Here is an 11,627-nt window from a genome sequence, read left to right as displayed (position 1 = left end):
GCATATATCTTTTAATAGGGGGGCGTCCCGCCATTTGTGTCGTCTAGACTTCTGGCCGTCGGCTCGGGGGTCTTTTCTCTAGTTGCATCGCTAGTCTTCATGGTGGCTGTCACCCGGCGTCTGCCCGAGGGGGAGCTGGCCCTGTTGGCTAGATTCAACGCGGCCTTTGCCATAGCCTCGGCGGCGCTTGGCTATATAACGACGTGGTACCCCCGGATTCTGGCTAGGGATAGGGGGGCCCTCCCGGACCTCTTGGGTCTGGGCCTGCTCTTCTCCATGGCCGCGGCGTCGGCGGCGGCCCTCTACCTGGCTCTGTCGGGGGTGTGGGACCCCGCCCTCTACCTCTTCCTCTTCGTCCTCACCGCGCTGGCGGGCCTCCCTACGGGGGCCTACCTCTCGGTGTACCGGCAGACTCTCCTGGCGTCGCTGAGCTATCTCTCGCAGGCGGCGAAGGTCGTGGGGGCTTTTGTAGTTAGGCTCTTCCCAACTGCCGACACGGCACTGGCGGTAAATGTCTTTATGTCGCTCCCCACGGCAGCCGCCTCGCTGAGGAGGCCGAGGCTTAGGCGGGCGGCGGAGCTTCTGAGAGAGGCGGCGCGGGGGGCGTCCTACCAGACGCTGGCCCTCGCGGCGGCTTACGCGGGGGGTCTCTACGTCTACGTCTACGGGGCAGTGGGGGGAGACAAGCTCCTGTCGTATAGCTACGTCCTCTTCCAGGCGAGCAAGGCGGTCTACCCCGCGCTGGCTATTGTGCCGCTTATGTACGGCTCCCTCCTCAGGGCGGGGGACAAGACGAAGAGGGCTCTGCTCGACGGCGCCGCCGTGCTCTACTTTTACCTCGCCGTGGCGGCGGTGATGGCCTCCGCCCCCGACTGGCTGGTGGCCTTTCTGAGGCCTGGAGAGCTCTCCGGCGAGCTTGTGGAGGCTATGCGGGCGAACGCCGTCGCCCTCCTCCTCTCGGGCTTCTACCTCCACCTCAGCAACTTCCTCCTGGGGGTTGAGGAGAAGGCTGTGTTTACGGCGCGGGATAAGCCGGGGCTGGCTCTGTTGGGGGATCTGGCCTTGACGCCGGCTGGGCTGGCGCTGGCCTACTACGCCGCCTCGGCCTTTGGGGCGGTGGGGATGGTGGCGGCGTCTGCCGCCACGACGGCGGCGGCTGTGGCGGTGAGGGCGCTTCTGCTGGGCGCGGCTGCGCGTCCGCTGGTGGCGAGACTTTACCTCCCGGCGCTGGGGGCCCTGGCGTTGTTTTACCTCCTGCCCATGCCCCGTTGGTATAAATTTGGCGATGTCGTCACGACGCTCCTCTCTTTTATACCCAACGGCCTTTTAATCGCCGCCTTGGCGCTCGCCGTCTTCGCAGCGCTTTCGCCAGCTGTACGCGAGGCGCTTGTCCTCCTCTACAGACGCCTTAGGTAGAGCCCGCGGGGGCCACCGAAATAGATATGTAAAAGCTCTATATGGTCTCTGTGGTTTTTAAAGAGTTTTTTGAGGCGCTTGGAGGCCAAGCTAAATTGGCTTTGAAGTGGAGCGCGTGGTATGCGGCAAAGTGGTGGCGGGAGGCGCGGGAGGCCGCGAGGGGGACTTGGCTCTGGCGTATCCTCTATCTCTCCCTGAGGTTGAGGGGCGCCATAGACGAAAGAGGCGACTTCGTGCCTGTTTATAAAATAAGGGGGATAATGGGGGAGGAGTTGCCTGTGTTTGAAGAAAGGCCTGAATACCCCACCAACTTCTACGCGGCGGAGTTTGTCGATTTTCACGACTCTTTCGATAGGCTAAACGTAGTAAACGTGGCGCAGAATAACGTCGATGAAAACACTGTGGCTATACTCTACTCGGCTCTCCAGATCTCAGGCTGGTATAGACTCGTCAGAAGGGAGTTTGTCAAACTCGTGGGGAGGGGCGGCGTGGTGCTGGAGGCTTTTGTGAAAGAGGGGCACACGGCGCTTGCACTTCTAGAGGAGGCCGCCCCCCGCCTATACATAGGCTTTGACTCAAGGCGAGACCACCTCGAGCTCGCCTCCTCTCTCCTCGGGGCTGAGGTCGGCGGGTGTAGAGGGGGCGTCTGTCTCTACCCGGCGTACTCCCCCTGCGACATCTTAGACGTGGTTAAGTCGCTCGCGCCGCAGGGAGTAGACGCGGTGTTGCTTTTTGACGCAGTCAGTTGGATGGTTGACCCCGTGAGAGATCTGTCGTGTGTTGGCAAAATGCTGGCGGCCGGCGGGAAGATCTACGTGGCGCAGCACGTGGCCGACACGGCGCCGGGCCTAGCCGTCATCTCCGCGGCGGCTGGCGCAAAACACGTCTTCAACTGGCGGGGGGTGGAGCAGATGCTGAAGACAGCCGGCCTAAGCCTATTGAGGCGGTACACCAAAGACACCCCCCTCTACACAGCCGTGTGGGGGCGCGGCGGGCCGTTGCTGGAGCGGCTGGAGCCCTGGTAGCCGCCGGGCGGTGGGAAGACGACAACTAGGACGTCCGCCGGCCCCCCTCCGCCGTGCCGAGCCGTTTTGACATATCTAGAGGCCCGCCTGTGGGCCTCCTCCACCTCCTCCGGGGCCGGCCTCCTCCAGGGCGTGCCGGGGATGGGGATCAGCGGGTCAATTATCAACACGGCGTCGGGGCCGGCCACCTCGCCTATGTACTTCGCGATCTCCTCCACGTCTTCTACGTCGTTTAGCCCGGGGATTAGTACCGTCTCGAACTTCACGGCGACGCCGGCCTCGATCAGCCTCTTGATGTTGGCCAACACAGGCCCGAGGGGCTTCCCCGTGTACGCGAGGTGGCGCGCCGGGTCGAGGGTCTTCACGCTGACCACCACCTCGCAGGCGGGGCAGCTCCTCAATACCCCGAGGAGCTCCTCCGAAATACTGAAGCCGTTGGTCAAAATCCTCACCCGGAGCCCGGCGAGCGCCTTCACCACCTGGGGGAGCTCCGGGTCTACCGTCGGCTCGCCGCCGCCTAGGACGGCCTCCACAGCGCCGCGCTCCCTCAAGCCAGAGGCCACCTCCACCAGCTCGCCCAGCGTTAGATGCCGCCTCGTCTTGAGCCCACTGGCGTCAGGCAGGTGGTGGTCCCAGGGCGTAAGTCTCCTAATACACCAGGGGCAGACGTAGTTGCAACCGTCGAACTGGATGTACGCAGACCTCAGCCGCGGGTAGTACGTGATGTGGTAGATCAACGTCATATGCCGGCGGCCACACCTCGGCGGCTTTCCCCTCTAGACGCCCTTCTCCCCAACCACACAACCCCTAGCCCCCATTGCAAACCCAACACCACATCCCCTAATACGTCCGTTTCACCTGCCCGATGTCATGCATCTCAAGAACGGCCGGTGCCGGTCTTCAACAGCTCCATCAAGAGGCGCTGGATCTCTAGCAGAGTCTTCTGCACGTCGTCTACACGGGCGCTGAGTGCGTCAATCCGCCTGTTTGTCTCATCAATTCTCCTGCTTAGGCTCTCCGCCACCGTGTCTATCCTCTTGTTTAGGCTGTCTGCCAGCGCGTCAATCCTCTGGTTTGTGGCGTCGATTCTCTTGTTTGTCTCGTCTATTCTCCTGTTCATCTCCTCCATCCTCTGCTCTAGCCGCGCGATTTCTCCTCTTATCCCCCCCAGCTCGTTTACAATGGTGCCGAGGTACAGGAGGAAGATGTCCTCTGTGGAGAGCTTCTTGCCCTCCTTGAGCTTCTCCACCACCCTATCTACAGCTATTCTAAGAGCCTCCTGCGCAACAGCATCCACAGCCCACACCCCACACAAAAATATAAACATAACGCCGGCGAGGAGGCGGAAGGCTGCCTCTATAGGGTGTCGCCGGGGGTAGAGGCGGTCGTTGATGTTAGACATAATGTATTTAACCTGGCTTGGGTGGGGGTGTTGGGTGAGGGTTTTGTTGGTATCGCCTGGTGGGCCAGGGAGGGTGGGGGGTGTGGAGTATGTGGTGTATAGTCTAGCTAGGGCTTTGGCTGGGGTTGGCCATCGGGTGGTGGTGTTGGCGGGGGAGCCCGGCGTAGGGGGGCTTAGGGTGTTGGACTTGGGCGGCGTGGAGGTGCACCTCTGGCCTGTGTGGTCGCCTGGGGGGGCCTACCACATTCCTAGGCGTCTGGGGGAGCTTAGGAGGTACGTGGCGCGTCTGGCGGCTGAGGCCGACGTTGTCCATGTCCACAGCGTCCATGCGGTCTTTTCCGTAGAGGCCGGAGTCGCTGCGAGTGAGGCGGGGGCTCCCGTGGTGCTGTCTCCGCACTACCACGGGGGCGGCCACACGCCTCTGAGGGAGGCTCTGTGGACTGTCTGGAGGCGGAGGGTTGCTGGGCTTGCGGGTGCCGTGAGGGCTGTGGTGGCGGCCAGCAGGCCCGAGGCGGAGAGGTGGGAGGAGGACTTCGGGGTTGGGGCTGTGGTGGTGCCGCACGGCGTGGGGGACGACGTCTTTTTATACAGGTGGCGGGGCGTGTCTAGCAACTACGCAGTATACGCGGGCCGGCTGGAAAAGTACAAGAGGGTTGACAAGGCGTATGAGGTGGCGGCGGCGCGGGGGCTTAGGCTGGTGGTTGTGGGAGACGGGCCGCACCTCCGGGCGCTGAGGAGGAGGCTGAGAGATGCGCTCTTCCTCCCGCCGCAGCCCAGGGAGAGGTATCTCGACCTCCTGTCGGGGGCTAGATACGCCATAAACATGAGCACTAGGGAGGTCTACTCCATCTTCGTGGCTGAGGCTCTGGCGATGGGCGTGCCGGCCCTCCTCTCTAGGGAGGTGGCTGAGATATATACGCCGGGCGTCTCCGGCGAGGTAAACGAGGTGACCAAGGCCGAGGTGAGGCCGTGGAGCCAGGTGGTTCCAGAGGTGCTGGCGGTCTACCGCGGCGTTGAGAAACCTTGAAAACAACCCCTCTCCAACCCCGGCGACCATCCTGTGGTACTTCGCCCACGGGCCAACCGGCCTTGGGGGATCCGGCCGTCTGTTGCCCCTGCCGAGCCCATCTGCCCGGAGGCGGCCGGGCCACCGCGCTCCGCATCCGCGAGCGCGCTTGGGGGCCGGCAGAGAGCCCTAGTCGAAGAGCTCGTCGAAGAACTCGAAGAACCTCCTCTTCTTCTCTCTCCTCACCTCGACGTCTTCGTACTCAGAGTAGTCGCCGATCACGGCGGCTATGAGCTTGTTGAGTTCGCCTCCGTCGAGCCACACCCCGCCGCACTTGGGGCACTGGTCGATCTCGATGCCGTAGACGACCCTGGGCTTGAGCTCAACTCCACAGACCGGGCAGAACTTCATGTAGGCGAGAAAGTCTGTATATAAAAAGTAGTCCTTATATACACGGCGACTGAGGGGTGGGCATATGGGGCGTGTACTGCCGGGGTTTGTGTGGGTAGTGTTTTGTAGTCTAAGCGGCGTTTACGGCGGCGGCTTTTCTTGTTTTTGCCATATGAGTTCCTTGTTCCATATGTTTCTCAGGGCGGCTGCCATCAGATATATCTGGCCCGCCACCCAGGCTCTGTAGGGTTTGTATAGCAACGCGGCGGCGCCCGCGGCGAGGAGGGCCAGGCCGGGGGGTCCGGAGGCGGCGGCTAGGGCGGCGGCGGCTGGGAGGAGCCATGGGTTAAACAGATGTAGGTAGGCCTCGGCGGCGAGGATTGCTCTGTAGGGCGGCGGGGCCTTGGCAACTTTTGGAAGCGCCCGCGCGAAGGTTTGTATCAAGTGTTGTGCCCGCCTTAGGCGCCACCTGGCGTAGCCCCTCTGGGGCACCGCCTCTATGCACCACACGTCCGGCGGCGTGACGGCGCGGCCCCCCTCTATGGCTATCCTAATGGCGGCGTAGCTGTCGTCTGCGCCGACGTCTTCCGGGAACCCCCCGGCGATGGCCTCCCGTCTAAAGGCGGCGAGTTCGCCGTGGAAGACCGGGGTGGAGTGGACCAAGCTCTCGGCGAGTCTCAGCCGGTTGTACCACGTGCGGTAGGCCTCCTCCGTGGGGCCTCCCCCAGCCGGCTTCTTTAGGCAGGAGACCGCGTCGGCGGCGGCGAGGTAGGCCACGGCCTTCCTCAGCGTGTCTCGGTCTAGCCAGCGGGAGTCGGCGTCTGTAACCACGACAACTTCCTCGTCGGCGAGGTGGGCAAGGGCCGTGTTTAAGGCGTGGGCCTTCCCCCGCCTCTCGGGCTCCCTCAGCACCACGACCCTGACGTCTTTTCTGCCGGCGGCCCACCGCTCCGCCGCCTCGGCTGTGCCGTCGGTGGAGGCCGAGTCTACGACGTATATAGACATCCTGTCTCTTGGGTAGCTCTGGCTGTATATATCCTCGAGCTTAGCCTCTATGTTCCGCGCCTCGTTGTAGGTGGGCACGACGACCGCCACCTTGGGGTATATAGCCGCCGGCTGGAGGGGCTTCTTTGGGGCGGCGCGTAGATAGAGTAGATAGAGGGCTGGCGCGCCGAAATGTAACGCCGCCAGTGTAGTAGCTAGCTCTAGCACGTCTTAGAGTAGTGGCCCGTTTATATATGGCACTCGGCGGAGGCCGGCAAATATTTTTTCTAGGTATTATAACAACTTTGTATATGTGGAAAAAATCTTTAGATAGGTAGAAATTGTGAAAGTTTAGCGGCATGTGAATTCTTTATATCGCATATGGTGTGTCTAATGGGCTTTTTTCCCGTATATACGTGGGATCTCTAGTAATATGTCTCTTGCCGTCCGGCGTGTCTTGGTATTTTTTCCCAGAAAGTGAATTAGTCTAGACTCTTCGGGGGGCTATGCAGGTGGATCTGGCGGCTACGGTCTGGACGGCTCTGGGTGGAATACTTGTTTTTCTAATGATCCCCGCCGTGGGCTTCCTCGAGGCGGGGCTCGTCAGGAGGTCGAACGTAATTAACGCAATGATGAAGGGTCTTCTGGCGGTTATGGTGTTCTTCCCCATTTGGTTTGTTGTGTTTCCCTACTACTACGGCGGCGTTTTACAAGACGGGTTCTACCCAACGTCGCAAGACGCAGGCGTCCCAGCCTACGTCTACGGCTTCTTCATGGGGGCGTTCGGGTCGGTGACTCTGGCTATACTCTTCTCCGGCGCTCCCGAGAGGCTTAAATTCGGCGGCTGGCTGGCGTTCGCTGTGTTTTTCTCCGCCGTGCAGTGGCCTCTCGTCTCGTCCTGGGTCTGGGCCAACGGCTTTCTGGCGAACTTGGGCAACTACTTCGGCCTAGAGGGGCTGGGCGTTAGAGATTTCGCCGGGGGGACCGTGGTACACGCCTACGCAGCTCTGGCGGGGGCCGTGGCCACCGCCCTCCTCGGGCCTACGGCGCTGAGGGCAGTTAGGAAAAACGGGGGGGACAGCGTGGTGGCTTATAAGGAGGCGGTTGAGTATAAAAGAGCCGAGCTTCCATATGCCATCGTGGGCACCACTCTTCTCTTCTTCGGGTGGTTCGGCTTCAACGGCGGGTCGACTATCGTGGTCAGCCCCCAGACCGGCTACGCGATAGCGAACACCGCAGTGTCCGGCTCGCTCGGTGGGCTCATCGCGGCGCTTCTGGCGAGGCTGGGGGAGGGCGTGTGGAGCCCGGTTATGGCCATCAGCGGCGTCTTAGCGGGGCTTGTGGCGATTACGCCTCTCGCCGGCTATGTGGAGCTGTGGGCGGCGCTTCTCGTCGGCGCGTTGTCGGGCGCTGTGGCCTTCTACGGGACTAAGCTGGTGGAGAGGTACATACCGGTGGACGACCCCGTCGGCAGTCTGCCGGTGCACGGCTTCAACGGCGTTTTGGGCAGCGCGCTTGGGTTCGTGGTGGCCACTACGGCGGCGTTAGCGGAGAGAGCCGGTTGCGGAAAAAGGGGTTATTTTGTCCTCCTCCTTACTCTCCTCACGGCGTCTGCCACCAACACGATGATGCCCGCGACGGCAATTGCTACTATGACGTGTATCATCTCCGGCGGTATTGAGAACATCCAGTCACGAACGCTTAGTATCAACACGTTGTTCAACACGGCAATTGCCTTGATTGTCGCAACGATAAACAACATCGCCATGACATGGCTGGCGAGTCCGGCCCTCTCCAACTTGTGACTCCATTTGGCCATTACAACAATTATCAACATCGCTATTACAACATTTGCTACTACGGCGGCCCACGGCGTATTGGCAAGTAGTGGGTTCAACTCGACAAAGCCCATGAGTAGCCCAATTGCAGTCGTAATGCCATCGCCTAGTGTAGCTAAGGTAGCCGTATACACTGTCGCCTTTAGTTGGTTCATGCCCCATACGTCTCAGAAGAAGAAAGGCGAGAAGGATGCAAGATGGAGGGAAAAAGGGGTTATAGGTGTTTAAGTGAGTCAAGTGGAATAATCTCGGAGTTAATCGAAACCCAATAGATCCGCGCTTGCCCACGTTTGATTGACTCGGCCATCTGGTCGGCAGTTAGTTGGCCTGTCCCATAGAACGATATCTGAATCCCCTCAGCTTTGGTCGCCGTAGGCGGCAAGCCGACAATGACATCACCCTTACCTTGCTTTATAAATTGCGCTTCTATCCCCCTCTCCCGCGACAACTTCTCAAGCGCCTCTCTCATTACATCGTTAAAGACAACCACCACCTTTCCATTGAATTTTGACAACATTTCGTCCATAGTCAGGTACTGTATCTTGGCATCTGTCAGGTGCTGAACGACGAGTGCTTGCCGCACTATCTCGGGCGGGTATTCTTCCTTGGGGTTGTATGGTCTACCTGTTATTTCTTCAACTTTTTTGCCGTCAAGCCTTGTCAGATAGACCCTGTAACCACGTTGCCATAGCTCAGCCGCCGCATCGAGCGGCATTACGCCTATTATCACTGTGCCAGGTGGGTACAATGCGGTAATCTCCTCTACGGGCGTCTTAGTTCTGTCCGGGATTCTTACTTCTGCTTGCAGTAGGCGGGAACTTAGGATAGAAATTGTGGTTTGTGTGGATCACCATTTTGGTTTGTTTGGTTTGGTTCATGTCCTCTGGAGTTTTCTGGAAAGAAAAGTGCGTTTTTTGTCAGCAGACGTGTGGGCGGAACATGTGTCTGGTGAAGGTTATACGCCACGCCCCGCCCTCATATCGGAGGCCGAGGGCCGCGAGCGAGAGCCGCTGCGCCATGTCTCCATCCACCACCAACGTCTCGCCGCGTCTCCTAAGCTCCCTCACCAACCCCCTCCCGTCTAGAAGAAGTTCGTCCACGGCGGAGAGCGGGGGTTGAGAAAAAGGGGGGTTATTTTCTAACGGCGTCGGCGGTGATGGCGGCGATGGGGATTGCAAATAGAAACGCGGCTTGTGGCGTGAGCAAGGGCGTGTCTATGGCGCCGATGAGGTGGAGTACGTTGTTGACGGCGGCGAGGGCGCGCGTCGAGGCGGCGATCAACATGGCCGCGACGAGGTGGCGCGAACGTTGCTGGGATGGAGAGCCACGGCGTGCCGTCGAATAGCGGGTTCAACTCGACAAAGCCCACGGCCAACCCAACCGCCGTAGTCAACACGTCTAGGGCAATTAACGTGGCGAGTGCATACGCCGCCGTCTTAATCCGCCACACGTCTCCACAGACCCAGAGAGCGAAATGGGAGAATCACGGCACATGGCGGCGGCAAAGAAGTAGAAGGAGAATAGTAAACACTACCAACGGTGGAGGAAAAATGGGGTTGTTAGAGGAGCCGGAGCTCTGCAACAATCTTACCGTCTTTTATATACACTTTATTGCCGTTCATGAGACTCCTTCTCTTTCTGGTGCAAAAAGCCAGAGCTCCCCCATTCTACTCCCTCGGTTCACCTGCCTGACAGCGGCGACGTCAGGCAGGTGAGTCGAAATAGTTGAAAGGGCGTCTCTGGCTTTTTCGCGCATGTGGCGAGGGGGGTATGGGCCCGCTGTTGTTTGCGGTTGGGCTCGCCGCCGTGGCAATCAGTGACGTGGCGCTGACCTCGCTTGATTTGGTTGTCGTGCTTGCCGACGTGGCGCACAAGCTTCTGGCGCGGGACTACTCCTCTCCCGTACATATCGTCGTGTTTGACGTATTGATGACCCCCTCCTTCTGTATGTCATTGCATCTGTCGCTAGCGAAAATGGCTTAAGCAATGGACCTACTGTACTAAAACTCATCGTGGCTTACATGTTCCTCACGGCCGCCGGCGTGTTCGCGATCTTGTTGACTAACTCCGGCTCCCTCACGCCGCTACAAGCCGCCGCGTACATCGCAAACGCCGCCGGGCGGGTACTAACCGCAATTTCCCCTATATCCAACAATAGCCTTTTTTTCCAAGGCCGACGTTCTACTTGCTCAACAACGAGGGATCTCAACACCTAGTTTTTCTCCCCCACGCCCTTTACGCATATGAGCCAAGTCTATAGAACGCTAAAGGTAGAGATACCGTGGCGCCTCGTCGAGGAGCGGCCAGACGTCTTAGACCTCGTGACGCGTATGTATTTAGCCGTCGGGGAATATGTAAAGAGACTGCTAAAGGAGTTGACAGGGCAAGAGGAACCAAAACGAACTATGGAGGAGCTAGACGCTCTGTTGACACCAGACAGGCGGGAGTTAGCGCACCGAATAATTGAGGAGGTGTTTCCCAAGTACGGTCTCAAGAGGTACTTCGCAGATCAAGCCAAGGTGTTTTGGCGCGAAGTGGTGTTCCACAAGGCGGTTCCGTTAAACGCCCAACTTAGAGTTGAAAGCGAGAAAGACGTCGGCAGAGCCGTCTTCGTCGACCTAAAGAGCGGCGTAGTCAGAGTGCGGAAAACCGGCATACCGCCTCTCGCCGTCGAGCTGAAGAAGGGCAACGTCGCTTGGATTAGGCGGAGGTTGGAGGAGGGCGCGAGGCTCAAATTGGCGCTTCTCGGCGTTGAGAAGAGAAGTGGTAAGAAGGAGCCGACCTATGGAAGACTCTACGTTGCCCTTGTCTTCGCCAGAGAGGTGACGCCGGTAGAGCCCAAGGCCATTGTCGCCGTTGACGTGAACCGTCTTGACCACGGCATAATGGTGGGCGTTGTAAAAGACGGCAAGATCGTAAGGCGGATGAGACTTCCCGATGAGGGCGTGATAAGGGAGTTGGAGAGACTTCACGAGGAGATAAGCCGTCTCGAGGAACGGGCCGCGAGGGAGGCGGACCCCGTCAGAAAGAGACACCTCGAAGACAGAGCCCACCACCTCAAGTCCAAGCGGTTTAGGAAGACGAGAGATGTAGTGATACGAATCGCCAGCGAGATCATAAAATTGGCAAGGGAGTACCAAGCCGCTGTCGTAGTCGACACAGTGGAGGACGACACGTACCGGGAGCTGAAGGAGAAGAATGGAGACGGAGTGAAGAAACACTTCCTAGACGGTTTGGGACAACTGAGGAGAAGGTTGAATGAGCTCGCGCAGTGGTACGGCCTTCCGTATCTAGAGGAGCGGCTTTATTCGACCATCTGTCCGAAGTGCGGCGCGAAGATGGAGGAGCTGAGTAACAGGCGGGTGCATTGCCCCACCTGCGGCTTCAACGACAACCGAGACAACGTACCGCTGATATGGGCCAAAAAGAGATACTGGGAACTACTCCAAAAGACAAAACAACCCACTTTTTCGGCGACTACCACATTTTTAACCTCGTAACTAATTCCCCTACATGAACCAACCGGCCTTGGGGCACCGGCCGATTGCTACATCTGGCGAGCCCGT

General features: G+C 59.4%; 15 protein-coding genes. 7 read left to right on the top strand and 8 right to left on the bottom strand.

What is annotated here, in order from left to right; all coding sequences use genetic code 11:
* Positions 1-36 precede the first annotated feature (36 nt).
* Entirely contained in the window at positions 37-1,416 is a 1,380-nt protein-coding gene (locus tag ACZ49R_RS02975) for a hypothetical protein (protein ID WP_464733678.1), read from the top strand.
* 41 nt (positions 1,417-1,457) lie between these two features.
* The gene (locus ACZ49R_RS02970) at positions 1,458-2,441 is read left to right on the top strand and encodes a class I SAM-dependent methyltransferase (protein WP_464733677.1); all 984 of its coding nucleotides are present in this window, start codon (positions 1,458-1,460) and stop codon (positions 2,439-2,441) included.
* Here ACZ49R_RS02970 and ACZ49R_RS02965 read toward each other — a convergent pair.
* Positions 2,384-3,184, bottom strand: a complete 801-nt coding sequence (locus ACZ49R_RS02965) for a radical SAM protein (protein WP_464733676.1) — start codon at positions 3,182-3,184, stop codon at positions 2,384-2,386. The two genes, ACZ49R_RS02970 and ACZ49R_RS02965, sit on opposite strands and share 58 nt — an antisense overlap.
* 134 nt (positions 3,185-3,318) lie before the next feature.
* Positions 3,319-3,768, bottom strand: coding sequence for a hypothetical protein (locus ACZ49R_RS02960; RefSeq protein WP_464734085.1), 450 nt, complete (start codon positions 3,766-3,768; stop codon positions 3,319-3,321).
* Positions 3,769-3,877: 109 nt separating this feature from the next.
* Between ACZ49R_RS02960 and ACZ49R_RS02955 the strand changes: the two genes are divergently transcribed.
* Positions 3,878-4,870: a glycosyltransferase gene (locus ACZ49R_RS02955; protein ID WP_464733675.1), complete on the top strand. Its 993-nt coding sequence runs from the start codon at positions 3,878-3,880 to the stop codon at positions 4,868-4,870.
* Between the two features lie 168 nt (positions 4,871-5,038).
* Here ACZ49R_RS02955 and ACZ49R_RS02950 read toward each other — a convergent pair whose 3' ends face one another.
* Together ACZ49R_RS02950 and ACZ49R_RS02945 are read right to left on the bottom strand one after the other, a co-directional pair.
* Positions 5,039-5,260, bottom strand: coding sequence for a TFIIB-type zinc ribbon-containing protein (locus tag ACZ49R_RS02950; protein ID WP_464733674.1), 222 nt, complete (start codon positions 5,258-5,260; stop codon positions 5,039-5,041).
* Positions 5,261-5,380: 120 nt separating this feature from the next.
* Positions 5,381-6,451: a glycosyltransferase gene (locus ACZ49R_RS02945; protein ID WP_464733673.1), complete on the bottom strand. Its 1,071-nt coding sequence runs from the start codon at positions 6,449-6,451 to the stop codon at positions 5,381-5,383.
* A 278-nt stretch (positions 6,452-6,729) separates the two neighbouring features.
* Here ACZ49R_RS02945 and ACZ49R_RS02940 point away from each other — a divergent pair, with 278 nt between their 5' ends.
* Positions 6,730-8,028, top strand: a complete 1,299-nt coding sequence (locus tag ACZ49R_RS02940) for an ammonium transporter (RefSeq protein ID WP_464733672.1) — start codon at positions 6,730-6,732, stop codon at positions 8,026-8,028.
* Positions 8,029-8,034: 6 nt separating this feature from the next.
* Positions 8,035-8,289 (top strand): hypothetical protein, encoded by a 255-nt coding sequence (locus ACZ49R_RS02935; protein ID WP_464733671.1) that lies wholly within the window; start codon positions 8,035-8,037, stop codon positions 8,287-8,289.
* On the opposite strand, the gene ACZ49R_RS02930 is transcribed toward ACZ49R_RS02935, so the two are convergent.
* The 3 genes from ACZ49R_RS02930 to ACZ49R_RS02920 form a co-directional block, all read right to left on the bottom strand.
* Complete coding sequence (locus tag ACZ49R_RS02930; protein WP_464733670.1) at positions 8,276-8,776, bottom strand: hypothetical protein; 501 nt, start codon at positions 8,774-8,776, stop codon at positions 8,276-8,278. The genes ACZ49R_RS02935 and ACZ49R_RS02930 overlap by 14 nt on opposite strands.
* 202 nt (positions 8,777-8,978) lie before the next feature.
* On the bottom strand, positions 8,979-9,161 hold the full coding sequence (locus ACZ49R_RS02925; protein ID WP_464733669.1) for a hypothetical protein: 183 nt from the start codon (positions 9,159-9,161) through the stop codon (positions 8,979-8,981).
* A 31-nt stretch (positions 9,162-9,192) separates the two neighbouring features.
* Positions 9,193-9,345, bottom strand: coding sequence for a hypothetical protein (locus tag ACZ49R_RS02920; protein WP_464733668.1), 153 nt, complete (start codon positions 9,343-9,345; stop codon positions 9,193-9,195).
* A gap of 486 nt (positions 9,346-9,831) precedes the next feature.
* Here ACZ49R_RS02920 and ACZ49R_RS02915 point away from each other — a divergent pair, with 486 nt between their 5' ends.
* Positions 9,832-10,044 carry a hypothetical protein gene (locus tag ACZ49R_RS02915; protein WP_464733667.1) on the top strand — a complete coding sequence of 71 codons (213 nt, stop codon included), beginning with the start codon at positions 9,832-9,834 and terminating at the stop codon, positions 10,042-10,044.
* A 34-nt stretch (positions 10,045-10,078) separates the two neighbouring features.
* Here the strand turns inward: ACZ49R_RS02915 and ACZ49R_RS02910 are convergent, their stop codons facing one another.
* Positions 10,079-10,270, bottom strand: coding sequence for a hypothetical protein (locus ACZ49R_RS02910; RefSeq protein ID WP_464733666.1), 192 nt, complete (start codon positions 10,268-10,270; stop codon positions 10,079-10,081).
* A gap of 34 nt (positions 10,271-10,304) precedes the next feature.
* Between ACZ49R_RS02910 and ACZ49R_RS02905 the strand changes: the two genes are divergently transcribed.
* Positions 10,305-11,561 carry a zinc ribbon domain-containing protein gene (locus ACZ49R_RS02905; RefSeq protein ID WP_464733665.1) on the top strand — a complete coding sequence of 419 codons (1,257 nt, stop codon included), beginning with the start codon at positions 10,305-10,307 and terminating at the stop codon, positions 11,559-11,561.
* Positions 11,562-11,627 lie beyond the last annotated feature (66 nt).

The sequence above is a fragment of the Pyrobaculum organotrophum genome (assembly GCF_055384425.1).
Note: the sequence above shows the minus strand (reverse complement) of the source record. Positions and strands in the feature narration are given on the sequence as shown.

What these genes read in the sequence shown, in the direction of transcription:
- ACZ49R_RS02970 (WP_464733677.1), top strand. Translation starts at nt 1,458, where the DNA reads ATGGTCTCTGTGGTTTTTAAAGAGTTTTTTGAGGCGCTTGGAGGCCAA.
- ACZ49R_RS02965 (WP_464733676.1), bottom strand. Translation starts at nt 3,184, where the DNA reads ATGACGTTGATCTACCACATCACGTACTACCCGCGGCTGAGGTCTGCG.
- ACZ49R_RS02960 (WP_464734085.1), bottom strand. Translation starts at nt 3,768, where the DNA reads ATGTTTATATTTTTGTGTGGGGTGTGGGCTGTGGATGCTGTTGCGCAG.
- ACZ49R_RS02950 (WP_464733674.1), bottom strand. Translation starts at nt 5,260, where the DNA reads ATGAAGTTCTGCCCGGTCTGTGGAGTTGAGCTCAAGCCCAGGGTCGTC.
- ACZ49R_RS02940 (WP_464733672.1), top strand. Translation starts at nt 6,730, where the DNA reads ATGCAGGTGGATCTGGCGGCTACGGTCTGGACGGCTCTGGGTGGAATA.
- ACZ49R_RS02930 (WP_464733670.1), bottom strand. Translation starts at nt 8,776, where the DNA reads ATGCCGCTCGATGCGGCGGCTGAGCTATGGCAACGTGGTTACAGGGTC.
- ACZ49R_RS02920 (WP_464733668.1), bottom strand. Translation starts at nt 9,345, where the DNA reads ATGTTGATCGCCGCCTCGACGCGCGCCCTCGCCGCCGTCAACAACGTA.
- ACZ49R_RS02915 (WP_464733667.1), top strand. Translation starts at nt 9,832, where the DNA reads ATGGGCCCGCTGTTGTTTGCGGTTGGGCTCGCCGCCGTGGCAATCAGT.
- ACZ49R_RS02905 (WP_464733665.1), top strand. Translation starts at nt 10,305, where the DNA reads ATGAGCCAAGTCTATAGAACGCTAAAGGTAGAGATACCGTGGCGCCTC.